This is a genomic window from Erwinia sp. JUb26, from assembly GCF_003751505.1.
Classification (GTDB): domain Bacteria; phylum Pseudomonadota; class Gammaproteobacteria; order Enterobacterales; family Enterobacteriaceae; genus Erwinia.
This window is the reverse complement of the sequence record NZ_RJVB01000005.1, coordinates 76388-100497: the sequence shown is the minus strand read 5'-3', so window position 1 is coordinate 100497 and position 24110 is coordinate 76388. Positions and strand designations below refer to the sequence as shown.

The 24110-nt window shown below is 57.8% G+C and carries 26 protein-coding genes; 19 read left to right on the top strand and 7 right to left on the bottom strand.

What is annotated here, in order from left to right:
• Positions 1 to 27: 27 nt before the first annotated feature.
• Positions 28 to 912, top strand: coding sequence for a sugar phosphate isomerase/epimerase family protein (locus EC836_RS14130; RefSeq protein WP_123334161.1), 885 nt, complete (start codon positions 28 to 30; stop codon positions 910 to 912).
• 44 nt (positions 913 to 956) lie between these two features.
• Entirely contained in the window at positions 957 to 1853 is an 897-nt protein-coding gene (gene iolE / locus EC836_RS14125; protein WP_123334160.1) for a myo-inosose-2 dehydratase, read from the top strand.
• 90 nt (positions 1854 to 1943) lie between these two features.
• Here the strand turns inward: iolE and EC836_RS14120 are convergent, their stop codons facing one another.
• Together EC836_RS14120 and EC836_RS14115 are read right to left on the bottom strand one after the other, a co-directional pair.
• Positions 1944 to 2504, bottom strand: coding sequence for a DcrB family lipoprotein (locus tag EC836_RS14120; RefSeq protein WP_123334157.1), 561 nt, complete (start codon positions 2502 to 2504; stop codon positions 1944 to 1946).
• Between the two features lie 102 nt (positions 2505 to 2606).
• Positions 2607 to 3272, bottom strand: a complete 666-nt coding sequence (locus EC836_RS14115) for a 7-cyano-7-deazaguanine/7-aminomethyl-7-deazaguanine transporter (RefSeq protein WP_123334155.1) — start codon at positions 3270 to 3272, stop codon at positions 2607 to 2609.
• 236 nt (positions 3273 to 3508) lie between these two features.
• Between EC836_RS14115 and tusA the strand changes: the two genes are divergently transcribed.
• The gene (gene tusA / locus EC836_RS14110; protein WP_105594092.1) at positions 3509 to 3754 is read left to right on the top strand and encodes a sulfurtransferase TusA; all 246 of its coding nucleotides are present in this window, start codon (positions 3509 to 3511) and stop codon (positions 3752 to 3754) included.
• 63 nt (positions 3755 to 3817) lie between these two features.
• Here the strand turns inward: tusA and EC836_RS14105 are convergent, their stop codons facing one another.
• A complete protein-coding gene (locus EC836_RS14105; protein ID WP_123334153.1) occupies positions 3818 to 6100 on the bottom strand; it encodes a zinc/cadmium/mercury/lead-transporting ATPase in 2283 nt (760 codons plus the stop codon).
• 82 nt (positions 6101 to 6182) lie between these two features.
• Positions 6183 to 6809, bottom strand: coding sequence for a lysoplasmalogenase (locus tag EC836_RS14100; protein ID WP_123334151.1), 627 nt, complete (start codon positions 6807 to 6809; stop codon positions 6183 to 6185).
• A 137-nt stretch (positions 6810 to 6946) separates the two neighbouring features.
• On the opposite strand from EC836_RS14100, the gene EC836_RS14095 reads away from it, so the two are divergent.
• Positions 6947 to 7312: a DUF2500 domain-containing protein gene (locus EC836_RS14095; RefSeq protein ID WP_123334149.1), complete on the top strand. Its 366-nt coding sequence runs from the start codon at positions 6947 to 6949 to the stop codon at positions 7310 to 7312.
• Positions 7313 to 7365: 53 nt separating this feature from the next.
• Here the strand turns inward: EC836_RS14095 and EC836_RS14090 are convergent, their stop codons facing one another.
• Together EC836_RS14090 and rsmD are read right to left on the bottom strand one after the other, a co-directional pair.
• Positions 7366 to 7635, bottom strand: coding sequence for a DUF1145 family protein (locus EC836_RS14090; RefSeq protein WP_123334147.1), 270 nt, complete (start codon positions 7633 to 7635; stop codon positions 7366 to 7368).
• Positions 7636 to 7675: 40 nt separating this feature from the next.
• Positions 7676 to 8281, bottom strand: coding sequence for a 16S rRNA (guanine(966)-N(2))-methyltransferase (rsmD, locus tag EC836_RS14085; RefSeq protein WP_123334145.1), 606 nt, complete (start codon positions 8279 to 8281; stop codon positions 7676 to 7678).
• Between the two features lie 221 nt (positions 8282 to 8502).
• Here rsmD and ftsY point away from each other — a divergent pair, with 221 nt between their 5' ends.
• From ftsY to EC836_RS14050, 7 genes are all read left to right on the top strand, one after another.
• Positions 8503 to 10092 carry a signal recognition particle-docking protein FtsY gene (ftsY, locus tag EC836_RS14080; RefSeq protein WP_123334143.1) on the top strand — a complete coding sequence of 530 codons (1590 nt, stop codon included), beginning with the start codon at positions 8503 to 8505 and terminating at the stop codon, positions 10090 to 10092.
• Between the two features lie 6 nt (positions 10093 to 10098).
• Positions 10099 to 10767: a cell division ATP-binding protein FtsE gene (gene ftsE, locus EC836_RS14075; RefSeq protein WP_123334141.1), complete on the top strand. Its 669-nt coding sequence runs from the start codon at positions 10099 to 10101 to the stop codon at positions 10765 to 10767.
• Positions 10757 to 11749, top strand: a complete 993-nt coding sequence (ftsX, locus tag EC836_RS14070; RefSeq protein WP_123334139.1) for a permease-like cell division protein FtsX — start codon at positions 10757 to 10759, stop codon at positions 11747 to 11749. Before ftsE ends, ftsX begins: the two co-directional genes overlap by 11 nt.
• A 290-nt stretch (positions 11750 to 12039) precedes the next feature.
• A complete protein-coding gene (gene rpoH, locus EC836_RS14065) occupies positions 12040 to 12894 on the top strand; it encodes an RNA polymerase sigma factor RpoH (protein ID WP_123334137.1) in 855 nt (284 codons plus the stop codon).
• 117 nt (positions 12895 to 13011) lie between these two features.
• Positions 13012 to 13857 carry an AraC family transcriptional regulator gene (locus EC836_RS14060; protein WP_123334136.1) on the top strand — a complete coding sequence of 282 codons (846 nt, stop codon included), beginning with the start codon at positions 13012 to 13014 and terminating at the stop codon, positions 13855 to 13857.
• Between the two features lie 74 nt (positions 13858 to 13931).
• On the top strand, positions 13932 to 14651 hold the full coding sequence (locus tag EC836_RS14055) for an AzlC family ABC transporter permease (RefSeq protein ID WP_123334134.1): 720 nt from the start codon (positions 13932 to 13934) through the stop codon (positions 14649 to 14651).
• A complete protein-coding gene (locus tag EC836_RS14050; RefSeq protein ID WP_123334132.1) occupies positions 14651 to 14962 on the top strand; it encodes an AzlD domain-containing protein in 312 nt (103 codons plus the stop codon). The genes EC836_RS14055 and EC836_RS14050 overlap by 1 nt, the downstream gene beginning before the upstream one ends.
• On the opposite strand, the gene panM is transcribed toward EC836_RS14050, so the two are convergent.
• On the bottom strand, positions 14938 to 15342 hold the full coding sequence (gene panM / locus EC836_RS14045; protein WP_123334130.1) for an aspartate 1-decarboxylase autocleavage activator PanM: 405 nt from the start codon (positions 15340 to 15342) through the stop codon (positions 14938 to 14940). The genes EC836_RS14050 and panM overlap by 25 nt on opposite strands.
• Before the next feature lie 386 nt (positions 15343 to 15728).
• Between panM and EC836_RS14040 the strand changes: the two genes are divergently transcribed.
• The 8 genes from EC836_RS14040 to ugpE all read left to right on the top strand — a co-directional run bounded on the left by EC836_RS14040 (position 15729) and on the right by ugpE (position 24108).
• Positions 15729 to 16844, top strand: coding sequence for a branched-chain amino acid ABC transporter substrate-binding protein (locus EC836_RS14040; RefSeq protein WP_123334127.1), 1116 nt, complete (start codon positions 15729 to 15731; stop codon positions 16842 to 16844).
• A 135-nt stretch (positions 16845 to 16979) separates the two neighbouring features.
• Positions 16980 to 17906 carry a high-affinity branched-chain amino acid ABC transporter permease LivH gene (gene livH / locus EC836_RS14035; RefSeq protein WP_123334125.1) on the top strand — a complete coding sequence of 309 codons (927 nt, stop codon included), beginning with the start codon at positions 16980 to 16982 and terminating at the stop codon, positions 17904 to 17906.
• A complete protein-coding gene (locus EC836_RS14030; protein WP_123334123.1) occupies positions 17903 to 19177 on the top strand; it encodes a high-affinity branched-chain amino acid ABC transporter permease LivM in 1275 nt (424 codons plus the stop codon). Before livH ends, EC836_RS14030 begins: the two co-directional genes overlap by 4 nt.
• Positions 19174 to 19941, top strand: coding sequence for a high-affinity branched-chain amino acid ABC transporter ATP-binding protein LivG (gene livG / locus EC836_RS14025; protein WP_123334120.1), 768 nt, complete (start codon positions 19174 to 19176; stop codon positions 19939 to 19941). The genes EC836_RS14030 and livG overlap by 4 nt, the downstream gene beginning before the upstream one ends.
• On the top strand, positions 19941 to 20654 hold the full coding sequence (livF, locus tag EC836_RS14020; RefSeq protein ID WP_123334118.1) for a high-affinity branched-chain amino acid ABC transporter ATP-binding protein LivF: 714 nt from the start codon (positions 19941 to 19943) through the stop codon (positions 20652 to 20654). The genes livG and livF overlap by 1 nt, the downstream gene beginning before the upstream one ends.
• A 269-nt stretch (positions 20655 to 20923) precedes the next feature.
• Complete coding sequence (ugpB, locus tag EC836_RS14015; protein ID WP_123334116.1) at positions 20924 to 22240, top strand: sn-glycerol-3-phosphate ABC transporter substrate-binding protein UgpB; 1317 nt, start codon at positions 20924 to 20926, stop codon at positions 22238 to 22240.
• A gap of 138 nt (positions 22241 to 22378) precedes the next feature.
• Entirely contained in the window at positions 22379 to 23266 is an 888-nt protein-coding gene (ugpA, locus tag EC836_RS14010) for a sn-glycerol-3-phosphate ABC transporter permease UgpA (protein WP_123334114.1), read from the top strand.
• On the top strand, positions 23263 to 24108 hold the full coding sequence (ugpE, locus tag EC836_RS14005) for a sn-glycerol-3-phosphate ABC transporter permease UgpE (protein WP_123334112.1): 846 nt from the start codon (positions 23263 to 23265) through the stop codon (positions 24106 to 24108). Before ugpA ends, ugpE begins: the two co-directional genes overlap by 4 nt.
• The last annotated feature ends 2 nt before the right edge of the window (positions 24109 to 24110 follow it).

The window sequence follows — 24110 nt, the reverse complement described above, 5'->3', positions numbered from 1 at the left end:
CGTACTGATTTAATCACGGAGAGTCTGATGAAAATTGCCTTTGATGTGGATGTCATTCGAGATTTGGGCATCACAAAAATGGTTCACCAGGTGGCTGACTGGGGCTACAAATATATTGAGCAGTCCCCGCATCCGCAGATCAACCCGTTCTACAAGCATCCGAAAGCCAGCCGCGAAATTATCACCGAGTACAAAAACGCGCTGCGTGCTACCGGGGTTGAGATCTCCTCTTACATCGTGGTTTATCGCTGGTCCGGTCCTGACGAGGCACGCCGCCAGGCTGCCGTTCGCAACTGGAAACGTATGATCGAGATCGCGGTAGAAACCGGTGTGCAGGTCATTAATACCGAACTTTCCGGTAACCCGAACGAGCCAGAAATCTGTGAAGAGATGTTCTATCGCTCCATGGAAGAGCTGCTGCCTATCGTTGAGCGCGAGGGCATTCGTATCGAAATCCAGTCACACCCGTGGGATTTCTGCGAAAACAGCAATGAAACGGCCGATATTGTGAAATCGTTCCGCAGTGAGAACGTGAAGTACCTGTACAGCGCACCGCACACTTTCTTCTACGACAAAGGCAAGGGCGATGTGAAGCCTATGCTGGAGTACGCCGGTGCTGACCTGTCCCACGTGCTGATTGCCGACACTATGAACCACACCAAGCACTGTCGCTATATCGTGAACCCACCGGGTGTGGACGCCACGATCCACCAGCACGTTGCCGTGGGTAAAGGTGAGGTTGATTTCCCAACGCTGTTCCAGACTCTGCGCGATATGAAGTTTGCTGAGCAAACCTTCAAAGTGGGTGGCGATCCGATTATCGCCGCGGCGCTGTTCGGTTATCCGGAAGAAATGCATGTTGAAGCAGTTGCAACGCGCGAACTGATCGAGCGTGAACTGCTGCGGAAATAACAGCGGGCGGCTGTGGCCGCCTGTTGAACACCAGAGGTAGGATCATGAACAAAGATAACGTCAAACTGGCTATTGCCCCGATCGGCTGGACTAACGATGACATGCCGGAGTTGGGTAAAGAGAACACCTTCCAGCAGATCGTCAGCGAAATGGCGCTGGCCGGTTTTGTGGGCAGCGAAGTGGGCAGCAAGTATCCGCGCGATCCGGCAGTCCTGAAGCCGATGCTGGATATCCGTGGCATTCAGATTGTTAATGCCTGGTTCAGCACCTTCTTCGCCAATGGTGACAAGGCGAAGACCATCGACGAATTCATCAACCATCGCGATTTCCTGCATGCGATGGGGGCGAAAGTCATCGGCTGTTCCGAGCAGAGCCTGAGCATTCAGGGCACCACCAAAGCGGTGCTGGAAGAGAAGCCAGTCTTTACCGATGAGCAGTGGCGTCTGACCACCGAAGGCTACAACGAGCTGGCGAAACTGGCCGCTGAGAAGGGCATGACGGTTGGTCTGCATCACCATATGGGTACCGGCATTCAGACCACGGAAGAAGTGGATCGCTTTATGGCGGAAACCAACGACGACGTTTATCTGCTGTTTGATACCGGCCACGCCTACTACTCGGAAGGTAGCCAGGAGAAGATGCTGGCGATCCTGACGAAATACCTGCCGCGCATTAACCACGTTCACCTGAAAGACGTGCGTGATGAGATCGTCGATCAGGTCAGAAGCCAGAAGCTGTCGTTCCTGGACGGCGTGAAGAAAGGGACGTTCACCGTTCCGGGCGACGGCGTGATTGACTTCAAACCGGTGTTCAAAATCCTCGACGATTTCGGCTACAAAGGCTGGATGGTGGTGGAAGCCGAGCAGGATCCTGCGCTGGCTAATCCGTTTGAATACGCGGTAAAAGCGCGTAAATACATTCGCGAAACGGCCGGTCTGTAAGCGCCTGACGTAAAAAAACCTCCCACTTCTGAAACGGGCTTCTGCTGAAGCCCGATGACGAAGATGGGAGGTTTTTTTGTGGGCGCGGTATTACTTCAGCTGCAGCGTTTTCAGGATATCTCCGGCTTCAGTCTGCGCGGCCTGCTGATCGTCTCCCGGCAGGGAAATTTGTAGCGTCAGCAGTTTGCCATCCACTTTGCCCATCACCAGCGAAGACCAGACGGTCTGATTATTCGCGGAAATCACCGTATCCAGCTGCTGTAGCTGCTGGTCGTTAACGGTAATTTCTTTATTGGTCACCACCTGCAGCTGAGGTGCGCGGCTGCGCTGCTGATCGATCATGCGTTTTGACAGATCTTCCAGCGTGTCGTTACTGGTGTCGCCTTCGATCACGATGATCGCCTTCTGGCCTGACTCATCGGCGTAAACATGCATGTTATTGGCCTGAGTACCCAGCTTGCCGCTTTTGTCGCTCATGCCGGCGGGCAGGGCGAAGCTCAGTTTGCCGTCCATCAGTGAAACGGTCTGGCTGCTCTGACTTGCCTGGCTGCTGGCATTTTTGTCCGCAGCGGCGGTGTCACTCTTGCCATCGCAGGCGGCCAGACCAACCACCAGTAAACTTACTCCGGCATATTTCAGTAGGTTACGCATCAGGGTCCCTTTGTTAGTCATCACTCAAGATATCATGCACTTATACAATAGCATTCAGCCCGTAAAAGCAACTTATCTTGCGTGACATTGTGTGTAACCAGCTTACCCAAAATTAACCTGTGGGCCATTGGATTTTTCTGCTAATCGCTTCAGCGTGGCGTTCAGCAGCAGGCCGTAGGCGGGCAGGAAGAAAATCATGCAGATCATCACTTTAAAGCAGTAATCCACCATGGCGATTTCTACCCAGTGGGTCGCCATAAACGGATCGGTACTCTGGTAGAAGGCGATAAAGAAGAACGCCGCCGTATCGCTGATATTGCCCAGGAACATCGCCGCAGCCGGTGCCATCCACCAGGCGGCTTTCTGCCGCAGGCGATTAAAGACGTAAATATCGAGGGTCTGGCCGAGCGCATAGGCCATAAAGCTGGCGCAGGCGATGCGGGCCACAAAGATATTCATCTCTTTCAGCGAGGCGACACCCTGCCATTCACCCTGAAAATAGAGCGCGGAAATCAGATAGGAGATAAACAGCGCCGGGATCATCACCGCCAGGATAATACGACGCGCGAGCGGGGCACCGAAAATCCGCACCGTCAGATCGGTCGCAAGGAAGATAAACGGGAAGCTGAACGCACCCCAGGTGGTGTGCAGACCGAAAATGGAGACCGGCAGCTGGACCAGATAGTTGCTGGACGTGATCACCAGCAGGTGAAACAGGCAGAGCCAGATCAGCGCGTGGGTACGCTGACGCGAAGTAAATGCGATCATATTGAGCCTTTTTAAGATCAATGGGGTGAGGGAACCCAGTTCAAATGTGTGATACATCGACCGTTTTAGTCGGCGGTGTATCGGTCGCTTGCGCGATTTTGCGGCATATTACCCGGTTGTGCTGCTAATGCAATGGTTAATTTTAGCGCAAACGTTATCGTCCGATCGCGCTGTTGCACCCCGGCCGTGCGGCGGTAGAATAGCGGCTGTTTGTTTTCATCACTGTTGAGAATCCCATGAGCGACCTTTTCGCTAACCCCGATAAGACCCTTGATGCGCTGGGCCTGCGCTGCCCGGAACCCGTCATGATGGTACGCAAAACCGTGCGCCATATGCAGGAGGGCGAAACGCTGCTGATTATCGCTGACGACCCGGCCACCACGCGCGATATCCCCGGTTTCTGCCGTTTTATGGAGCATACGCTGCTGGCGCAGAACACCGATGCGCTGCCGTATCGTTATCTGCTGAAGAAGGGCGTTTAGGGGAGCCTGAGCGGCTCCCCTGAATTAACGGCTCAGGGCGAATAGATATCGCTTTGGCTACAGCTACGATCTGCGGCGTAGCAGCCGCAGGGCGTTAGCGGTCACTAATGCCGTTGCACCCGAATCCGCCAGCACCGCCAGCCACAGCCCGGTGATCCCCAGCAGGGTGGTCAGCAGGAACACCGCCTTAAGCCCCAGCGCGATGGTAATGTTTTGGCGAATATTGGCGTGAGTCGCACGCGACAGGCTAATCATTGCCGCCAGCCCGGCAAGGCGGTTATGGGTCAGTGCGGCGTCTGCCGTTTCCAGCGCGACGTCACTGCCGCTGCCCATCGCAATACCAATCGTTGCCGCCTTCATTGCAGGGGCATCGTTGATACCGTCGCCGACCATCGCCACCGGCTGCTGCTGGTTAAGCGCGCTGACCGCCGAGACCTTATCTTCCGGCAGCAGGCTGGCGCGGTAGTCGATGCCCAGCTCACCAGCAATGGCCGCCGCCGCCCGGGGATTATCGCCGGTCAGCATCACGCCCTGAATACCCATCGCCTTCAGCTCTGCCAGCGCGGTTCTGGCATCCTCGCGCAGAGTGTCGCGCAGGGCGATCAGGCCATACAGCTGTCCAGCATCGTGCACAATCACCACCGTGTTGCCTGCGCTTTCCAGCGCTTCAACGGCGGAACGATGCGGAGCCAGCCGTTCTGCATCGACTTTTGACGGCGCGCTGATTGAAAGTAAGCGATCGCCCACTATCGCTTCCACACCGCTCCCGGCCAGCGCACGCTGTTCCGTAGCGGCGGGCAAAGTCAGCTGGCGCTCTGCGGCGGCGTCGACAATGGCCTGTGCCAGCGGATGCGAGGAGCCCTGCTCGATCGCCGCTGCCGTTGACAGCAGCCACGCTTCATCCTGCTGTGCAAACGGCTGGATGGCGGTGACCCGGGGTTTGCCCTCGGTGAGCGTGCCGGTTTTATCAAAGGCGATAGTGCGAACACTGCCCAGGCTTTCCAGCGCCGCGCCGCCTTTAATTAACGCCCCGCGTCGGGTGGCCGCCGCCAGCGCGGACGTAATCGCGGCAGGGGTGGAGATCACCAGCGCACACGGACAGCCGATCAGCAGCAGGGTTAAACCCTTATAGATCCACGGCTGCCATTCAGCGCCCGTCAGCAGCGGCGGGACCACGGCAACGACCAGCGCCAGCGCCATAATCGCCGGGGTGTAAACGCGGCTGAAACGATCGAGGAAGCGTTCAATCGGCGCGCGGCGCTCTTCCGCTTCTTCAATCAGATGCAGAATGCGGTCGATGGCGCTTGCACCCGGTTCGGAGGTGACTTCCAGCTGCACCAGACGATCCACGCTCAGGCAGCCCGCAGCAATCGATTCGCCCTGCTGGCGTTCAACCGGGATCGATTCGCCGGTGAGTGCGCTTTCATCAAAGCTGGCAAACGGGCTGAGCAGTCGGGCATCCGCAGGCAGACGTGCCCCGGCGGCGACCTCAATGCGATCGCCCGGGCGCAGTGCGCTGACCTGCACGCTCTCACGTCGGGATCCGTTAATGCGCACCGCCCTGTCAGGCTTGAGCGCCATCAGCGCCGTGACGCCTTTGCGTGCGCGGCTGGCGGCAAAGGACTCCAGTCGTTCGCCCAGCATAAACAGCAGCAGTACCATCGCAGCTTCGGCCGTTGCGCCAATAAATAGCGCACCTATGGCGGCCACGGTCATTAACGTTTCAATACTAAAGGGGGAACCACTGCGTATCAGGCGCAGTGCGCTGAGCGCAATCGGACAGACGCCGATCAGCGTGGTGGCGATAAAGGCATACTGACCGGCGGCCGGGTTGACGCTATCAAGCAGCCAGCTGGCGGCCATCAGTACGGCCAGCAGGATCAGGCTGCGATTCTCCGGCCAGAATTCAGGAGCGGGCTGGGCAGCTTTAGCGGCCTCTGACGCATCGCTGCGCTGAAGCTGGAAACCGGCGCGGGCCACGGCTTTCTCAACGTCATCACGCACATCGCTGTTAGCATCCACCACCAGTTTTTCGCTGGAAAAGACCACGCGGGCTGTATCCACGCTGCCGAGCTGCCGCACGGCGGTTTCGACTTTACGCGCGCAGCTTGGGCAGTCCATGCCGCGAATCAGCCAGCTGAAGCGGGAGAGTCCCGCTCGCCTGTCGTCCTCGTCGTCGGCGGTGTCTCCCGAACTGCAGGAGGCATCGCCGCAGCAGGGCGCTTCTACGCTGGCTGCGCTGACGGCGGTAATTTTGCGGATAACGGGACGTTTGGCTGAACTGCTGCAGCCGTGCTGATGGGGGGCGTGGTCGTGACCACAGCTGCAAGATGAATGCGAGTGCATAGCGCCTCCTGAAAGAGAGCGGCGGGCCGAGTGCCCGCCATCACGCTATCTTACACTCTGGAGTCCACTCCAGAGTCAAGCCCTACAGCCACAGCGATCGCACAATCATAAAGTGACCGGCAAAATAGCAGGCGGCGATAATCGCCCGGTCGGCGTTAAAACGGTGGCGATAATGGCTGACCAGCCAGACAATATTGGCCAGCAGCAGCAGGGAAGCCCCCACCATCAGCGTAAAGCTGTAGTCGGTTGGGCGGAACACATACAGCTCGGCGCTCAGCCAGACCATCAGCAGGGTGATACCGATAAAGGTGCACACCGGCCAGCGCAGCTCCTCCAGTCGGCTCCAGATCGTGGCAATCAGCAGCCCGCCAATAATCAGCAGCGCCAGCGGCAGCGGCCAGAAAAAGCTCAGCGTCATCTGGCTGGCGAAGAACAGGGTATACAGCAGATGAGAAAGGAAAAAGGCGCCGATGGCATACAGCATGCGCCGTTCGGGCAGCAGGGTCAGGGCATCGCCAAGCAGCGTTGCCAGCAGGCCAAGCAGGATCAGATAGTCGGTGGTTTTCAGTACGGGGGCCTGCCAGGCCCAGGCTAACAACAGCAATAACGTGACGGGCTTAAACACCCAGCGCTGCCACTGCGGGCCGCGATAAGAGGCATCAACATATAACCAGCCGGAAAAAAGCACAGCGAGAAAAGACCAAATCATAATTTTTCCCTGTATTGACGAAAAACTCCACAACTTAGCCCAGTTTAGGCCACCTGACGGCGGTGTGACAATCATCCTGGTCCGGTTGTATGCTTATGCCGTGCTGTTCACCTTGCCTCTGCGGAGAAACCCGTTCTATGAAGCCGCCGTTAATTTTTCTTATTGTGGTTGCGCTGATCGCCGTACTGGCGACGCGGCAGTTTATTAAGCAGCGGCGGGAAAATGCCGCTAACGATGCCTCGCCGGTGCGCAGCCTGATGGTGGAAGTGAAAACAAAGCGGGAATATCGGGCCCCGGATCGGCGCTCGCGCCAGCGCGACCAGATCCCGGTGGAGGACTGGCGCTATGAAGCAGGGTTTCATCCGCTGAATGGCAGCGAGGATATCAAGCTGGCGCTGAGCGCCGGCGATTATCATCAGATCGATAAAGGCAGTCGTGGCGAATTACAGGTACAGGGAACGCGCTTTATCCGCTTTACTCCCTGTACGGCATCCGATTGTTAACAGCATGGTGAAGCGCTGCCAGAAGGCTGCGGTTGCTTTTTGCCGCCGGGTGACTACTGTTTTGGGAAGTTTTTCTTCTGCCAGGCCAGCAGCTCAAACACGCCGAAGAAGAAGATTTTCGCCTGGGTTAAACCGCTCAGCTTCGGTGACTCTTTTGGCTGCGTTGAGCGCATCAGCACCAGCTGCAAGCCGTGCATGATAACCATAAAGAACAGCGCGACGTTGACGAAGTGGTTCAGCGGTTTAGGGAACGGATGCACCACATTCAGCAGCAAAAAGCCCCAGACAAAGACCATCAGCAGGCGGCCTGCATTAATTAACATGTTGATTCTCCGTGCCTGGCATTGCAGGCATTAGTCTTAATTACGCCTCTGCGGGCGAAAGCTCAGCAACGGCGTGCCGGATATACAGGCGGTAAGCGACCTGACCGGCAACTTTCTCGCGATGCAGCTGCCAGTTCACCGGCACCGGCGGCAGGCCATGCTCAACTTCGCTCTCGACGTAGATCAGCGCCTCATCGCTCAGCCAGCCGTTGTTTTCCAGCAGGGTGACGGTGTCTTCCAGCAGCCCTTTACGGAAAGGGGGATCGATAAATACCAACTGATGCGCCTCGCCTCTCTGCGCGAGAAACTGCAGCGTGTTGGTATTCACCACCCGACCGTTTTTGGCACCCAGCGTGGCGAGGTTTTTTTCCAGCTGTTGTGCAACCGGGCGCTCCAGCTCCAATAGTGTCGCACTGGCCGCATGGCGAGACAGCGCTTCCAGGCCCAGCGCGCCGCTTCCGGCGTAGCAGTCCAGGCACCGCGCTTCCTGAATATCGGAGGCCAGCCAGTTAAACAGCGTCTCACGGACGCGATCCGTCGTGGGGCGCAGGCCTGCGCTGTCAGGAACCGGCAGCTTACGGCCTCGCCAGATGCCCCCAATAATACGTATTTGCCCGGCTGCGCCGCTGCGGGTTTTCTTCATCATCGTACTGAACTCTTAATAATTTGTTGCACAGTTTAACGGGCTAACCGGGCTGAGGAAACGTAAAAAGGGAACTGTAATGCACTCAGCAGAAAGTGTTAGACTAAGGGATTGATTAGGCTGTCTCCCGCAACCGTACCGTGGCGCCCTCGTGCGGTTGCGAGAGACAGTTTTCGCTTATATTGGACCGGAACGGTTTTTCCCGCGAGGAGTGTGGTTGCACCATGGCAAAGAATAAAAAACGTGGCTTTTTTTCCTGGCTTGGTCTGGGGCGTGAAGACAAGGCACAGCAGGAAGACGTAAAAGAAACGTTAGACCCGCAACCTTCAGCTGATGCTGCGGCCGAAGCGGAAGCAGCTGCCCGCGCCGAAGCGGAAGCTGCTGCCCGCGTCGAAGCGGACGCTGCTGCCCGCGTCGAAGCGGAAGCCGCTGCCCGTGCTGAAGCCGAAGCTGCTGCCCGTGCTGAAGCGGAAGCTGCTGCTCGCACCGAAGCGGAAGCTGCTGCCCGTGCTGAAGCGGAAGCTGCTGCTCGCACCGAAGCGGAAGCTGCTGCCCGTGCTGAAGCGGAAGCTGCTGCCCGTGCTGAAGCGGAAGCTGCTGCCCGTGCTGAAGCGGAAGCCGCTGCCCGTGCCGAAGCGGAAGCTGCTGCCCGTGCCGAAGCGGAAGCTGCCGCCCGCGCTGAAGCGGAAGCCGCTGCCCGTGCTGAAGCGGACGCCACTACCCGCGCTGAAGCGGAAGCTGCTGCCCGTGCCGAAGCGGAAGCTGCCGCCCGCGCTGAAGCGGAAGCCGCTGCCCGTGCCGAAGCGGAAGCCGCCGCCCGTGCTGAAGCGGAAGCTGCTGCCCGCGCCGAAGCCGAAGCCGAAGCCGCTACCGTCGAGCAGGCTCGCCCGACGAAGGAAGGCTTCTTTGCCCGCCTGAAGCGCAGCCTGGTGAAAACCCGTCAGAACCTCGGTTCCGGCTTCATCGGCCTGTTCCGCGGCAAAAAAATTGATGACGATCTGTTTGAAGAGCTGGAAGAGCAGCTGCTGATCGCCGACGTTGGGGTGGAAACTACCCGCCGAATTATCGCTAACCTCACCGCTCAGGCCAGCCGTAAAGAACTGCGCGATGCCGAAGCGCTGTACGGCCTGCTGAAAACAGAAATGGCCGGTATTCTGTCCACCGTTGAGTCGCCGCTGGACGTCAGCGGCAAGACGCCGTTTGTGATCCTGATGGTCGGGGTTAATGGCGTGGGTAAAACCACGACGATTGGCAAACTGGCGCGCCAGTTCCAGGCCGAAGGCAAATCGGTCATGCTGGCGGCGGGCGATACCTTTCGCGCGGCAGCGGTGGAACAGCTGCAGGTGTGGGGCCAGCGCAATAATATTCCGGTGGTGGCCCAGCATACCGGTGCGGATTCTGCCTCGGTGATCTTTGATGCCATTCAGGCGGCAAAAGCGCGCGGTGTTGACGTACTGATTGCCGATACGGCCGGTCGTCTGCAGAATAAATCGCACCTGATGGAAGAGCTGAAGAAAATCACCCGCGTGATGAAGAAGCTGGATGAGGATGCGCCGCATGAGGTTATGCTGACCATTGATGCCAGCACCGGACAGAATGCGATTAGCCAGACTAAACTGTTCCATGAAGCCGTAGGCCTGACCGGCATTACGCTGACCAAGCTGGACGGCACGGCGAAGGGAGGCGTGATCTTCTCGGTGGCCGACCAGTTTAACATTCCTATCCGCTATATTGGCGTAGGTGAAAGTATTGAAGACTTGCGATCGTTTAAGGCTGACGATTTTATAGAGGCACTATTTGCCCGAGAGGATTAATTTAGGATGATTCGCTTTGAAGAAGTCAGTAAGGCTTATCTCGGCGGTCGGCAAGCGCTGCAGGGGGTGGATTTCCATCTTCGCCCCGGCGAAATGGCGTTTCTGACCGGACATTCCGGGGCAGGGAAAAGTACCTTGCTGAAGCTGATTTGTGGCATTGAGCGCCCGAGTGCCGGGCATATCTGGTTCAGCGGCCACGATATCAGCCGTCTGAAAAGCCGCGAAGTGCCGTTTCTGCGCCGCCAGATCGGCATGATATTCCAGGACCACCATCTACTGATGGATCGTTCGGTCTATGACAACGTGGCGATCCCGCTGATTATTGCCGGTGCCAGCGGTGAAGATATTCGCCGCCGCGTGTCGGCCGCGCTGGATAAGGTCGGCCTGCTCGACAAAGCGAAAAGTTTCCCCATTCAGCTTTCCGGTGGTGAACAGCAGCGCGTGGGGATCGCCCGCGCGGTAGTCAATAAACCTGCGGTGCTGCTGGCGGATGAACCGACCGGTAACCTCGATGAAGCGCTGTCGGAAGACATCCTGCGGCTGTTTGAAGAGTTCAACCGCGTGGGCGTCACCGTATTAATGGCTACCCATGATATGGGGCTGATTGCTCGCCGTAACTACCGCCTGATGACGCTGAGCCAGGGCCGTCTGCACGGAGGTTATCGTGGTGAATAAACGTAACGCCCGCCCAACATCGGCGAAGGCCGCTAAGCCTAAAATGCCGTCAAAAAGCAAAGCGTTGAAGGGCGGCTGGCAGGAGCAGTGGCGCTATGCGATGCGCGGCTCGCTGTCTGAAATGTGGCGTCAGCCGCTGGCCACGCTGCTGACGGTGATGGTAATCGCGATTTCGCTGACCCTGCCGAGCGTGTGCTATATGGTGTGGAAAAACGTCAGCACCGCAGCAGACCAGTGGTATCCGGCACCGCAGCTCACCGTTTATTTCAGCAAAACGCTGGATGACGACGCGGCTGAAGGGGTGGTGGCGAAGCTGAAGGCCGAGGACGGCGTGGATAAAGTGAATTATCTGTCGCGGGAAGAGGCGCTGGGCGAGTTCCGTAACTGGTCCGGCTTCGGCGGCGCGATGGATATGCTGGAGCAAAACCCGCTACCGGCGGTGGCGATTATCACTCCGAAGCTGAACTTCCAGAGCTCCAACACCATGGACAGCCTGCGTGAGCGGGTGTCGAAAGTGGAAGGCGTGGATGAAGTGAAAATGGATGACAGCTGGTTTGCGCGGCTGGCTGCGCTGACTGGGCTGGTTGGCCAGGTCGCGGCGATGATCGGCATCCTGATGATCGTGGCGGTGTTCCTGGTGATCGGCAACAGCGTGCGCCTCAGCATCTTTGCCCGCCGCGATACGATTAACGTGCAGAAGCTGATCGGTGCGACCGATGGCTTCGTGCTGCGTCCGTTCCTGTACGGCGGTGCGCTGCTGGGTTTCAGCGGTGCGCTGCTGTCGCTGGTGCTGTCCGGTGTGCTGGTGCTGCGGCTGGAGTCCGTTGTGGCCCAGGTGGCAACGGTGTTCGGCACCACCTTCGTGCTGCACGGCATGACGTGGGATGAAAGCCTGCTGCTGCTGCTGATTGCGGCAATGATCGGCTGGATTGCCGCCTGGCTGGCGACCGTGCAACATTTACGCCGATTTACGCCGCAGTAACCCCTCTACACGTTTTTTTGATATAATCTTCCTCTGCTGCGTGAGCGTTTGCCGCAGAGGAAGTTTAAACGCATCACTTCCCGCTGCTTTTCAGGCACTCGCCAACGGCTTTAAGAACGTGTATAAATTATCCCTGATTAAAATTGAACTTGTGGATAACTTCGGCGTCTTATCCCTGTAGAGATTGATGTTCGCACGGATTGCTTTCGATTTATCGTTGCACTTCGCGTAGGGTATCAGTCGCGTCAGGCTCTGACGCAGTCACGATGCTAAACACTGAGAGGGTTTGAATGACCAAAGAAATGCAAACTTTAGCTATTGCTCCTTTAGGCAACCTGGATTCCTACATCCGGGCGGCTAATGCCTGGCCTATGCTGACGGCAGAAGAGGAAAAAGCGTTGGCTGAACGGCTGCATTACCAGGGCGATCTGGAAGCAGCTAAAACGCTGATCCTGTCTCACCTGCGCTTTGTTGTTCATGTTGCTCGTAACTACTCCGGTTACGGCCTGCCGCAGGCAGACCTGATTCAGGAAGGTAACATCGGCCTGATGAAAGCCGTGCGCCGTTTTAACCCGGAAGTGGGTGTGCGCCTGGTGTCCTTCGCCGTTCACTGGATTAAAGCCGAGATTCATGAATACGTGCTGCGCAACTGGCGTATTGTGAAAGTCGCCACCACTAAAGCGCAGCGTAAGCTGTTCTTTAACCTGCGTAAAACCAAGCAGCGTCTGGGCTGGTTTAACCAGGACGAAGTGGAAATGGTGGCACGTGAGCTGGGCGTGAGCAGTAAAGACGTTCGCGAAATGGAATCGCGCATGGCCGCGCAGGACATGACCTTTGACCCAACGCCGGATGATGAAGGCGAAGGCCGTTCAATGGCTCCGATGCTCTATCTGCAGGATAAATCCTCTGACTTTGCCAATGGCATTGAGGAAGATAACTGGGAAGATCACGCTGCCGATAAGCTGTCGGACGCGATGCAGGGGCTGGACGAACGCAGTCAGCACATCATTCGCGCGCGCTGGCTGGACGACGACAACAAAACCACCCTGCAGGAACTGGCCGATCGCTACGGCGTTTCCGCAGAGCGCGTTCGTCAACTGGAAAAGAACGCCATGAAGAAGCTGCGTATGGCTATCGAAGCCTGAGCGTAGCGCTCAGACTGTCAGCGATGTCCAAACAAAAAAACCGCCTCCAGGGGCGGTTTTTTGTTGTCAGCGCGAAACCACCAGCACAGCAATTTTATTCTAAAGCGGGAGAGGTAAATGGATACGCTGAATACGCTGCAGGAGCGCGCCACGCTGTTCTGCGTGGAGGAATTCAACGGCATGAATATGCTGGATGCCAGCTATCAGCATCGCCGTTTTCCCCGCCACGTGCATGACACTTTTTGCGTTGGCGTTATTGAAACCGGCGCACAGCGCTTCTGGCGCTCGGGGGGCGATCATGTGGCGCCGAGCGGGGATATCATTCTGGTGAACGCCGATGAAGTACACACCGGCTGCTCGGAAGTGGCGGGCGGCTGGTCCTATCGCGCTATCTATCCCCATCCCGACCTCTTCGCCCGGCTTTCCGCGAGCAGTGAACCCGGCCCGGTGCCGTGGTTCCCTGATGCGGTGCTGCACGATCCTTTGCTGTCCACCCAGCTGCGATTGGTGTTCTCGCTACTGCCGGAGCAGGGTAACAGCCTGCTGAAAGAGTCGCTGCTGCTGACCGCCTTCTCCTGGCTGGTGATGCGCTACAGCCGTACGCGCGTTCTGCCGCCCGATCTGGCCGACGCCTGCCGCGCGGTACTGCCCGTGCAGGAACTGATGGCCAGCTGCCCGGAGAAAAACTGGTCCCTGCAGCAGCTTGCGGACGTCGCGCATCTCAGCCCGTGGCACTTCCTGCGCCAGTTCAAGAAAAGCATCGGGATGACGCCGCACGCCTGGCTGGTACAGGCCCGGTTGCAGAAGGCGCAGAGGCGGCTCAAACAGGGGGACACTATCGCTCAGGTATCCAGCCTGTGCGGCTTCTCCGATCAAAGCCATTTCACCCGCCATTTCAAAAACTCGATGGGCGTTACGCCGGGTGAATACGTCCAGGCGCTGAAACGAGGCCGTCGGGGATAAGCACCGCAATTTTATTCAATATTCAACCGGCGTCGCTTGCCACACTGCTGCTGAATTTATTCAGGAGCCGTCAGATGAATCACCCCGTTACTTCCCTTTCTCCCCCGCAGCCCGCGCCGTGGTCCGGTTTCTGGCGCGGAGCCAGCGGCATGCTGCCGCTCTGCCTTTCGGTGGTGCCGTGGGGCATCCTGGCGGGATCAATGGCCGTCCAGAGCGGGCTGAGCCTGCCGCAGAGTATTGCTATGTCGACGGTGATTTTCGCCGGAGCGGCGCAGCTGGTGACGCTCGGACTGATGCTGTCCGGTGCGAGCGTGGCGACCATTGTCGTCTCGGTATTTTTTATCACCGCCCAGCATTTTCTCTACGGCCTGACGATGCGCGAAACCGTGTCAGTGCTGAAGACGCGATATCGCCTGCCGATCGGCTTTCTGCTCACCGATGAGCTGTTTGCTCTGAGCTGCGCGCAGCCGAAAGAGAAGCTGACGCCGGGCTATCTGATTGGTGCAGGGCTGACGTTTTATCTCAGCTGGGCGCTGTTCAGCCTGATGGGGATCGCTATGGCCTCTTCAATCCCGGATCTCGACCGCTATCATCTTGATTTCTCGATCGTCGCCACCTTTATCACCATCGTGGTACCAATGATAAAAAACCTCAGCGTGCTGTGCGGCGTGGTCGTCTCGCTGCTGCTGTCGATGGTGCTCAGCCTTTATCAGATTGAAGGGGGCATCGCCATTGCCGGGGTGTGCGGCATGTTTTGTTCGGTGCTGGTTGCCCGTTTACGGCAGGAGGCATGATGAGCTGGCTATTACTGCTAACGTTGGCGGCGGTGGTATTTTTTAACCGCTATCTGTTCCTGGAGCCGGCGGTGCCGGTCAGGCTGCCCGCCGCGATCCGCGAAGCGCTGAAATATTCCGCGCCCTGTCTGCTGACCGCGATCTGCGGGCCGATCATTTTGCTGAATCACGGCGACGTTCGCGCCCTGAGCGACAATCCCTATCTGTATGGCGCACTGGCGGGCGTGCTGATTGCCGCGCGGGTGCGCAATATGGTACTCAGCGTGCTGCTGATCCTGGCGGTGTTCTATTTACTCTGCTGGTGGATGTAGCACTTTAATTCCGCATCAAACTGAAAACCCGCCGCCTGCATAAAGGCGGCGATTGCCTCAGCGCCGTCCGTGCCGTCGTTGGCCATCTGCCAGCGGGTAACATGCGGATTCTGCGCCAGCGTATCCTCCAGCAGATACAGCCCGACGCCGCGCCGGCGCGTCACTTCCCGCACCATCAGCTGCGACAGCCTGCCTTCATTTCCGGTAATCACAACCTGTACCGCCGCCAGCAGCCGTTCATTAAATCGCGCGGCATACAGTCGATGCCGTTCATCCAACTGCTGTTCTAACTGGTCGGAATCTGCCTGCGGCCAGATTTTTTGCAGATCGCTGTGGTCCTGCATTGAGAAGTGTTGCAGGCGAATGATGGTTAGCTTCATTGTAAAAACCCGTCTGTCAGAAAGGCATATTGTAGCGAAGTTGACCATACTAAAGCGTGGAAGTTTTTCTGTACAAAAACGAGGCGTTCTGTTTCTGAATTAAACAATTTACCGAGTAAATCATTATTCGGTTAGCAATTGTCCAGCATAAACCGCTGGGATACTGCCTTAAACGTAATCGTTAATGCCAGCTTATTATGCTGTGGCATCCGCGATTTAGTGAATATGTCAGTTGATTTACAGCAGAATATTCCTGTTTAATAACCTGAAATTTAACGCCTTTATACCAATAAAATGCCGCATTAATCCCTAAGCCTTTCTTTGTAAAGCGATTAGGAAAAATGACGGTAAAAAATAGCCAAATCACAACAGATGGGGAAGTTCGGATGAAAATCAGTAAAGGTAGTGCATTCCTGGCGGGCTGCGTCGCCCTGGCAATGAGCCACGCTGCGTTAGCAAAAGATATCAAAGTGGCCATCGTGGGTGCGATGTCCGGTCCGGTGGCGCAGTATGGCGACATGGAGTTCACCGGTGCCAAGCAGGCAATTGCTGACATCAACGCCAAAGGCGGCGTGAACGGCAACAAGCTGGTCGGTGTGGAATATGATGATGCCTGCGACCCGAAACAGGCCGTTGCGGTAGCCAACAAAGTAATCAACGACGGCATCCGCTACGTTATCGGTCACCTGTGCTCTTCCTCTACCCAGCCGGCTTCCGACATCTATGAAGATGAAGGCGTGCTGATGATCACCCCGGCTGCCACCGCGCCGGATCTGACCAGCCGCGGCTACAAGCTGGTGATGCGTACCACCGGTCTGGACTCCGACCAGGGCCCAACCGCTGCGAAATACATCCTGAACGACATCAAACCCCAGCGTATCGCGGTGATCCACGATAAGCAGCAGTACGGTGAAGGCCTGGCGCGTTCCGTGCAGGACAGCCTGAAAAAATCCGGTGGCAACGTGGTGATGTTTGAAGGTGTGACCGCCGGTGATAAAGACTTCTCTACCCTGGTTGCGCGCCTGAAGAAAGAGAACGTCGATTTCGTTTACTTCGGCGGCTACTACCCGGAAATGGGCCAGATCCTGCGCCAGTCACGTGCGGCAGGCCTGAAAACCCAGTTTATGGGTCCGGAAGGCGTGGGCAACTCCTCGCTGTCTAACATTGCCGGTGCGGCCTCCGAAGGCATGCTGGTGACCCTGCCTAAACGTTACGATCAGGTGCCTGCTAACCAGCCAATCGTTGATGCGCTGAAGGGCAAAAAACTGGACCCAACCGGCCCGTTCGTCTGGACAACCTATGCCGCGCTGCAGTCTCTGACCGCCGGTATGGAGCGCAGCAAGAGCGAAGAGCCAGAAGATATTGTGAAGAACCTGAAAGGTGGCGCGGCCGTGCCAACCGTGATGGGCGATCTCAACTGGGATGAGAAAGGCGATTTGAAAGGCTTCGAGTTCGGCATTTTCAAATGGCATGCTGATGGGTCTTCCACGGCGGTGAAGTAACTCCGTCTGCGGGCCAGGTCAGCCTGGCCCCTGCGGTGAGATGATCATCCCCCGTTGGGGTCGGGCCTGCCCGGCCCTTTGTTGTATTCATCCTTCTGCCCTGCCTGTGCAGGAGGAATCGTAAGGTATTCAGGTATGTCCGAGCAGTTTCTCTATTTCCTGCAGCAAATGTTCAACGGCGTGACGTTGGGCAGCACCTATGCGCTGATCGCCATCGGTTACACCATGGTGTACGGCATCATCGGCATGATTAACTTTGCCCACGGCGAAGTCTATATGATCGGCAGCTACGTCTCGTTTATCGTCATCGCCGCATTGATGATGATGGGGATCGACGCCAGCTGGCTGCTGATCGGCTGCGGCTTTGTGGTAGCGGTAGTGATCGCCAGCTGCTACGGCTGGAGCATTGAGCGCGTGGCCTACAAGCCGGTACGCTCCTCGAAGCGCCTGATCGCGCTGATCTCCGCCATCGGGATGTCGATCTTCCTGCAAAACTACGTCAGCTTGACTCAGGGCTCGCGCGATCTTGCGCTGCCAAGCCTGGTCACCGGACAGTGGACGCTGGGGGAAAGCAACGGCTTTGCCGCCACTATCTCTACCATGCAGATGGTGATCTGGGCGGTGACCTTCCTCGCTATGCTGGCGCTGACGCTGTTTATTCGCTACTCCCGCATGGGCCGCGCCTGCCGCGCCTGTGCTGAAGATCTGAAAATGGCCAGCCTGCTGGGCATCAATACCGACCGCGTGATCTCGCTGACCTTTGTGATTGGCGCGGCGATGGCGGCGGTGGCCGGCGTGCTGCTGGGCCAGTTCTACGGCGTGATCAACCCGTACATCGGCTTTATGGCCGGGATGAAGGCCTTCACCGCTGCGGTACTGGGCGGCATTGGCAGCATCCCAGGTGCGATGCTGGGCGGGCTGATCCTCGGTATTGCCGAGGCGCTAACCTCCGCCTATCTGAGCACCGAGTACAAAGACGTGGTGTCATTTGCGCTGCTGATCGTGGTGCTGCTGGTGATGCCAACCGGTATTCTGGGCCGTCCGGAGGTTGAGAAAGTATGAAAAAGCTTAACCTGCTGAATGCGCTCGTTTCCTCCCTGATGCTGCTGGTGCTGGCCGCGTTCTTTATGGGCCTGCGGTTGAATCTCGACGGCACGCACCTGGTGGTCAACAACGCCGGTGACGTACGCTGGAACTGGATCGCGGTCGGCTGCGGCGTGGTGTTTATCTTCCAGATGCTGCGCCCGCTGGTGCTGAGCAGCCTGAAAAAAGTCTCCGGCCCTTCGCTGGTGCTGCCGGGGATTGATGGCTCAACGCCGAAGCAGAAGCTGTTCCTGCTGGCGCTGGTGGTTGCGGCGGCGGTCTGGCCGTTTATCGTTTCGCGCGGCACGGTGGATATCGCCACGCTGACGCTGATCTACGTGATGCTCGGACTGGGGCTGAACGTGGTGGTGGGGCTTTCCGGCCTGCTGGTGCTGGGCTACGGCGGCTTCTACGCCATCGGTGCCTATACCTTTGCCTTACTGAATCACTACTACGGGCTGGGCTTCTGGCAGTCGCTGCCGCTGGCGGGCATCGTCGCCGCCGGATTTGGTCTGCTGCTGGGCTTCCCGGTGCTGCGCCTGCGCGGTGACTACCTGGCGATTGTGACGCTTGGCTTCGGCGAGATCGTGCGTATTCTGCTGCTGAATAACACCGAACTGACCGGTGGCCCGAACGGCATCAGCCAGATCCCGAAACCGTCGTTCTTTGGCCTGGAGTTCAACCGCAGCGTGCGCGACGGCGGCTGGGACACCTTCCATAACTTCTTCGGCCTGAAGTACGACCCGAGCGATCGCATTATCTTCCTGTACATGGTTGCGCTGCTGCTGGTGGTGATCACCCTGTTCGTGATCAACCGCCTGCTGCGTATGCCGCTGGGCCGCGCCTGGGAAGCGCTGCGTGAAGACGAAATCGCCTGCCGCTCGCTGGGCCTCAGCCCGACGCGCATCAAGCTGACCGCCTTCACCATCAGCGCAGCGTTTGCCGGTTTCGCCGGCTGCCTGTTCGCCGCGCGCCAGGGCTTTGTCAGCCCGGAATCCTTCACCTTTGCCGAATCTGCCTTTGTACTGGCGATCGTGGTACTGGGCGGGATGGGATCGCAGTTTGCGGTGATCCTCGCGGCGGTGCTGCTGGTGGTATCGCGTGAACTGATGCGCGACCTGAACGAGTACAGCATGCTGGTGCTCGGTGGATTAATGGTATTGATGATGATCTGGCGTCCGCAGGGGCTGTTGCCGATGAAGCGTCCGCACCTGAAGTTGAAAAATGCGGAAAAAGGAGAGCAGGCATGAGCCAGCCTTTGTTAACAGTCAATGGCCTGATGATGCGCTTTGGCGGCCTGCTGGCGGTCAACAACGTTGAACTGGAGCTGCGCCAGCAGGAAATCGTCTCGCTTATCGGCCCGAACGGGGCGGGTAAAACCACGGTATTTAACTGCCTGACCGGATTCTACAAGCCGACCGGCGGCTCGATTATGCTGGGCGAAAAACAGCTGGCCGGCCTGCCGGGGCAGCAGATCGCCCGTATGGGCGTGGTGCGAACCTTCCAGCACGTGCGCCTGTTCCGTGAAATGACGGTGATCGAAAACCTGCTGGTGGCACAGCATCAGCATCTGAAAAGCGGCGTCTTTTCCGGCCTGCTGAAAACCCCGGCCTTCCGTCGGGCGGAAAGCGATGCGCTGGATCGCGCAGCCACCTGGCTGAAGCGAGTGGGGCTGCTTGAGCTGGCCAACCGCCAGGCGGGGAACCTCGCCTACGGCCAGCAGCGCCGTCTGGAAATCGCCCGCTGCATGGTGACGCGCCCGGAAATCCTGATGCTGGATGAACCGGCGGCGGGGCTTAACCCGAAAGAAACTCACGAGCTGGATGAGCTGATCGCAGAACTGCGCGGCGAGCATAAAGTCTCGGTACTGCTGATTGAACACGATATGAAACTAGTAATGGGTATTTCTGACCGTATTTACGTGGTGAACCAGGGCACGCCGCTGGCGAACGGCACGCCGGATGAGATCCGCAATAACCCGGACGTGATCCGTGCTTACCTCGGGGAGGCATAATGAGTAACCCAATGCTCTCTCTGAATAATATCAGCGCGCACTACGGCAAAATCCAGGCGCTGCACAACGTCAGCCTGCATATTAATCAGGGGGAAATTGTCACCCTGATCGGTGCTAACGGCGCGGGTAAAACCACCATTCTGGGCACCCTGTGCGGCGAACCGCGCGCGACCCAGGGCACCATCGTCTTCGACGGCAAGGATATTACCGACTGGCAGACCGCGCGCATTATGCGTGAGGCCATCGCCATCGTGCCGGAAGGCCGCCGGGTATTTTCCCGTATGACGGTGGAAGAGAACCTGGCGATGGGCGGTTTCTTTGCCGAGCGTCAGCAGTATCAGGAACGCATTAAGCGCGTTTACGAACTGTTCCCGCGCCTGTGGGAGCGTCGCATCCAGCGTGCCGGGACCATGTCCGGCGGCGAGCAGCAGATGTTGGCGATTGGCCGTGCGCTAATGAGCCAGCCGCGCCTGCTGCTGCTGGATGAACCGTCGCTGGGCCTGGCGCCGATTATCATTCAGCAGATTTTCGACACCATCGAACAGCTGCGCAAAGAGGGGATGACCATCTTCCTTGTTGAGCAGAATGCGAACCAGGCGCTGAAGCTGGCGGATCGCGGCTACGTGCTCGAAAACGGCCATGTGGTGCTCGAAGACACGGGTGATGCACTGTTAGCCAACGAGGCGGTCAGAAGCGCCTACCTAGGCGGATAAGCCTTCAGGGCAGCCCCTGCGGCTGCCCTTTTTTGCCCCGAACGTGCGGGCAATTGTGCATTAAATCTGTGATCGTCTTCTCTCAGTTGATTACCAAAGTTGTTACATCCCTCTCACTTCTGTCGTCACGTTTCGAAATTCCCGTCATTCGCCCGTCACATTTCCGTCACATCACTATTATTAATCTGTCATTTAGCCGTGGCATGTTACTTGCCGACTCACACAGTGCGCGGAATCGCGCATAATTAAAACGGGCACAGGAAACCGATATGTCATCTACCGCATTCCGTCGTACCGCTCTCAGCATGGTGCTGGGACTGACCTTCAGCGGCAGCGCGCTGGCCGCTACCGAAATTCCGTTCTGGCACTCGATGGAAGGCGAGCTGGGCGTAGAGGTTGACTCACTGGCGAAGCGTTTTAACGAAACCCACCCCGATTACAAAATTGTGCCGACCTACAAAGGCAACTACGAACAGAGCCTGGCGGCGGGTATTGCTGCCGTGCGTACTGGAAAGGCACCTGCTGTTTTGCAGGTTTATGAAGTGGGCACGGCGACCATGATGGCGTCGAAAGCCATCGTCCCGGTTAACGAAGTGTTCAAAAAAGCCGGTATCGCGATGGATTCGAAGCAGTTCGTGCCTGCGGTTGCCGGTTACTACAGCGATTCGAAAGGCGAGCTGATCTCCCAGCCGTTTAACAGCTCCACGCCGGTGCTGTACTACAACAAAGACGCCTTCAAAAAAGCCGGTCTGAACCCGGACCAGCCGCCAAAAACCTGGCAGGAACTGGCGAAAGATACCGACGCGCTGCGTAAAGCGGGCATGTCCTGCGGCTACGCCAGCGGCTGGCAGGGCTGGATCCAGATTGAGAACTTCAGCGCCTGGCACGGCCTGCCGGTCGCCACCAAAAACAACGGCTTCGACGGTACCGATGCGGAGCTGGAGTTCAACAAGCCGGTGCAGGTGCGCCATATCCAGATGCTGGAAGACCTGAACAAGAAGGGTGATTTCACCTACTTCGGCCGCAAAGATGAATCCACCTCCAAGTTCTATAACGGCGACTGTGCCATCACCACCGCCTCTTCCGGCTCACTGGCCGACATCCGCAAATACGCCAAGTTTAACTTCGGCGTGGGCATGATGCCGTACGATGAAACCGTGCCGAACGCGCCGCAGAACGCCATTATCGGCGGTGCCAGCCTGTGGGTGATGAAGGGCAAAGACGATGCCACCTACAAAGGCGTCGCCGAATTTATGCAGTTCCTGGCCAAGCCGGAAATCGCTGCCGAATGGCATCAGAAAACAGGCTATCTGCCGATCACCACCGCGGCCTACGAGCTGACCAAACAGCAGGGCTTCTATGACAAGAACCCGGGCGCGGACATCGCGACTCGCCAGATGCTGAACAAAGACCCGCTGCCGTTCACCAAAGGCATGCGTCTGGGCAATATGCCGCAGATCCGTACCATTGTTGACGAAGAGCTGGAAGGCGTGTGGACCGGTAAGCAATCGCCGCAGGCCGCGCTGGATAAGGCCGTGAAGCGGGGTAACGAGCTGCTGCGTCGTTTCGAACAGCAGACTAAGTAACCGTTGTCGTTGTAAAGCGCCGTTCGCCTCCGGGCCGGGCGGCGCTTTGCCAGCAAAGGCATATCACCGATCTCTCCCGTGGGGCGATCGGTGATGTGCCCGTTAATACCGACCCTGTTCCGCACGAGATAATCCATTATGGCTCAACCCCGTCCCGTTTTTCGCAATCGCTTTTTGCCCTATCTGCTGCTGCTGCCGCAGTTGGTGATTACGGCGATTTTCTTTATCTGGCCAGCGGGTGAAGCGCTCTGGTACTCGCTGCAAAGCATCGATCCGTTCGGTATCTCCAGCACCTATGTCGGCATGGAGAACTTCGAGCGGCTGTTCAGCGACGGTCTGTACCTGGAGTCATTCTGGACGACGATTAAATTCAGCGGGATGGTGACGTTCTTCGGCATGGGGCTGTCGCTGCTGCTGGCGGCGCTGGTGGACTATGTTATCCGCCTGAAAAAGACCTATCAGACGCTGCTGCTGCTGCCCTACGCGGTGGCACCGGTGGTGGCGGCGGTGCTGTGGATGTTTCTGTTTAACCCCGGGCTGGGGCTGTTCAGCCACCTGCTGAACCAGTGGGGCTACAACTGGAACTACGCGCAGAACAGCGGCCAGGCGATGTTCCTCATCGTGCTGGCCTCTATCTGGCAGCAGATGAGCTACAACTTCCTGTTTTTCTTCGCCGCATTGCAGTCGATTCCGAAGTCGCTGGTTGAGGCGGCGGCAATTGACGGGGCAGGCCCGGTACGGCGCTTCTTCGCGCTGTCGCTGCCGCTGATTACCCCGGTGAGCTTCTTCCTGCTGGTGGTGAACCTGGTGTATGCCTTCTTCGATACCTTCCCGGTGATCGATGCCGCCACCGGCGGTGGTCCGGTACAGGCCACCACCACGCTGATTTATAAAATTTACCGCGAAGGCTTTGCCGGGCTGGATCTCTCTTCCTCTGCCGCGCAGTCGGTGGTGCTGATGCTGCTGGTGATTGTGCTGACGGTGATTCAGTTCCGCTTTGTTGAGCGTAAGGTGCGTTACCAATGATTGAAAATCGTCGCGGGCTGGATATTTTCAGCCATACCCTGCTGATCCTCGGCATCCTGACCATCCTGTTCCCGCTGTATGTGGCCTTTGTGGCCGCCACGCTGGATAACACCGCCGTTTATCAGGTGCCGATGACGCTGATCCCCGGCAGCCACCTGTGGGAGAACATCAGCAATATCTGGGTTCGGGGGGTGAACGGCAGCGGCCCGGCCTTCAGCCTGATGCTGATGAACAGCCTGTTTATGGCGCTGGCGATCACCATCGGCAAAATCAGCGTCTCGATCATTTCGGCGTTTGCGCTGGTGTGGTTCCGCTTCCCGCTGCGCGGGCTGTTTTTCTGGATGATCTTTATTACCCTGATGCTGCCGGTGGAGGTGCGTATCTTCCCGACGGTGCAGGTAATTGCCGATCTGAATATGCTCGACAGCTACAGCGGCCTGACGCTGCCGCTCATGGCCTCGGCCACCGCCACCTTCCTGTTCCGCCAGTTCTTTATGTCGATGCCGGATGAACTGATGGAAGCCGCGCGCGTGGACGGCGCCAGCCCGATGCGCTTCTTCCGCGACATCGTCCTGCCGCTGTCGAAAACCAACCTGGCGGCGCTGTTTGTCATCACCTTTATCTATGGCTGGAACCAGTATCTGTGGCCGCTGCTGATCGTCAACGATGCGTCGATGAGCACCGCCGTGGCGGGTATTAAAAGCATGATCTCCACCAGCGGTTCGCCAACGCAGTGGAATGAAGTGATGGCGGCGATGCTGTTAACCCTGATCCCACCGGTGGTGATCGTATTAGTCATGCAGCGTGCGTTCGTGCGCGGTCTGGTAGAGAGTGAGAAATAATT

Bases quoted from the DNA above. Each gene is read 5' to 3' on its own strand.
- EC836_RS14130 (WP_123334161.1), top strand. From the start codon at position 28: ATGAAAATTGCCTTTGATGTGGATGTCATTCGAGATTTGGGCATCACA.
- iolE (WP_123334160.1), top strand. From the start codon at position 957: ATGAACAAAGATAACGTCAAACTGGCTATTGCCCCGATCGGCTGGACT.
- EC836_RS14120 (WP_123334157.1), bottom strand. From the start codon at position 2,504: ATGCGTAACCTACTGAAATATGCCGGAGTAAGTTTACTGGTGGTTGGT.
- EC836_RS14115 (WP_123334155.1), bottom strand. From the start codon at position 3,272: ATGATCGCATTTACTTCGCGTCAGCGTACCCACGCGCTGATCTGGCTC.
- tusA (WP_105594092.1), top strand. From the start codon at position 3,509: ATGAGCGACCTTTTCGCTAACCCCGATAAGACCCTTGATGCGCTGGGC.
- EC836_RS14105 (WP_123334153.1), bottom strand. From the start codon at position 6,100: ATGCACTCGCATTCATCTTGCAGCTGTGGTCACGACCACGCCCCCCAT.
- EC836_RS14100 (WP_123334151.1), bottom strand. From the start codon at position 6,809: ATGATTTGGTCTTTTCTCGCTGTGCTTTTTTCCGGCTGGTTATATGTT.
- EC836_RS14095 (WP_123334149.1), top strand. From the start codon at position 6,947: ATGAAGCCGCCGTTAATTTTTCTTATTGTGGTTGCGCTGATCGCCGTA.
- EC836_RS14090 (WP_123334147.1), bottom strand. From the start codon at position 7,635: ATGTTAATTAATGCAGGCCGCCTGCTGATGGTCTTTGTCTGGGGCTTT.
- rsmD (WP_123334145.1), bottom strand. From the start codon at position 8,281: ATGATGAAGAAAACCCGCAGCGGCGCAGCCGGGCAAATACGTATTATT.
- ftsY (WP_123334143.1), top strand. From the start codon at position 8,503: ATGGCAAAGAATAAAAAACGTGGCTTTTTTTCCTGGCTTGGTCTGGGG.
- ftsE (WP_123334141.1), top strand. From the start codon at position 10,099: ATGATTCGCTTTGAAGAAGTCAGTAAGGCTTATCTCGGCGGTCGGCAA.
- rpoH (WP_123334137.1), top strand. From the start codon at position 12,040: ATGACCAAAGAAATGCAAACTTTAGCTATTGCTCCTTTAGGCAACCTG.
- EC836_RS14060 (WP_123334136.1), top strand. From the start codon at position 13,012: ATGGATACGCTGAATACGCTGCAGGAGCGCGCCACGCTGTTCTGCGTG.
- EC836_RS14055 (WP_123334134.1), top strand. From the start codon at position 13,932: ATGAATCACCCCGTTACTTCCCTTTCTCCCCCGCAGCCCGCGCCGTGG.
- EC836_RS14050 (WP_123334132.1), top strand. From the start codon at position 14,651: ATGAGCTGGCTATTACTGCTAACGTTGGCGGCGGTGGTATTTTTTAAC.
- panM (WP_123334130.1), bottom strand. From the start codon at position 15,342: ATGAAGCTAACCATCATTCGCCTGCAACACTTCTCAATGCAGGACCAC.
- EC836_RS14040 (WP_123334127.1), top strand. From the start codon at position 15,729: ATGAAAATCAGTAAAGGTAGTGCATTCCTGGCGGGCTGCGTCGCCCTG.
- livH (WP_123334125.1), top strand. From the start codon at position 16,980: ATGTCCGAGCAGTTTCTCTATTTCCTGCAGCAAATGTTCAACGGCGTG.
- EC836_RS14030 (WP_123334123.1), top strand. From the start codon at position 17,903: ATGAAAAAGCTTAACCTGCTGAATGCGCTCGTTTCCTCCCTGATGCTG.
- livG (WP_123334120.1), top strand. From the start codon at position 19,174: ATGAGCCAGCCTTTGTTAACAGTCAATGGCCTGATGATGCGCTTTGGC.
- livF (WP_123334118.1), top strand. From the start codon at position 19,941: ATGAGTAACCCAATGCTCTCTCTGAATAATATCAGCGCGCACTACGGC.
- ugpB (WP_123334116.1), top strand. From the start codon at position 20,924: ATGTCATCTACCGCATTCCGTCGTACCGCTCTCAGCATGGTGCTGGGA.
- ugpA (WP_123334114.1), top strand. From the start codon at position 22,379: ATGGCTCAACCCCGTCCCGTTTTTCGCAATCGCTTTTTGCCCTATCTG.
- ugpE (WP_123334112.1), top strand. From the start codon at position 23,263: ATGATTGAAAATCGTCGCGGGCTGGATATTTTCAGCCATACCCTGCTG.